A 672-nucleotide genomic window follows, 5' to 3' on the forward strand; every position below is an offset into this window, starting at 1 on the left:
GTTGCCCCGACACTAAAGGGGATTAAGACATCTGACCAAAGTTTACTGCACTCCCACTTGGGGTTCAAACGTTGCCCCGACACTAAAGGGGATTAAGACCAACTTTCTTTAAGCCCATGACGGACTCCTTAAGTTCAAACGTTGCCCCGACACTAAAGGGGATTAAGACAGCTCTTGCACGCTATGCAAGTCGTGCGTCTCTGTTCAAACGTTGCCCCGACACTAAAGGGGATTAAGACCGTACTCGACGTGGTTCTGAGCGTTAAGGATAGGTTCAAACGTTGCCCCGACACTAACGGCGGCTGTCAAGCTAGTTGTCGCCTGAGTTATGTTTAATTAAGCTGCTTTTAGCTGCTCTTCTTTTGCCACTTTTACGTGACCAATCTCTTCGTTTTTATCCGGATTCAGTTGAACAATAGCAACCCGCTCCCAGTTTCGTGTATCACCGCTCCAACGTCTTGGATTGGCCGTTTTAGCACGTGCATACACTTCTTCCCGTTGCTTCAGAACGGCTGAGTCTTGACCAGCATGGCGCTGTGACGGCGTGACAAAGCCTATCGCACTGTGTTGATGGTCATTGTTGTACCACTGCACAAATCGCTGCACCCATTGACGGGCCTCTGCCAGGTTAGCAAACGCCTTTTTCGGATAGTCAGGTCGGTATTTCAAGGT

The 672-nt window shown here is 49.4% G+C and carries 1 protein-coding gene and 1 CRISPR repeat array; the gene reads right to left on the reverse strand.

The annotated features are described in order from the left end of the window. Positions 1-309: a CRISPR direct-repeat array (repeat unit 29 nt; unit sequence GTTGCCCCGACACTAAAGGGGATTAAGAC). Positions 310-336: 27 nt separating this feature from the next. Then, positions 337-672: integrase core domain-containing protein (locus tag VT06_RS16990; RefSeq protein ID WP_152659066.1), on the reverse strand; the 336-nt coding region annotated here is incomplete at its 5' end.

The sequence above is a fragment of the Arsukibacterium sp. MJ3 genome (assembly GCF_000987765.1).
Taxonomy (GTDB): Bacteria; Pseudomonadota; Gammaproteobacteria; order Enterobacterales; family Alteromonadaceae; genus Alishewanella.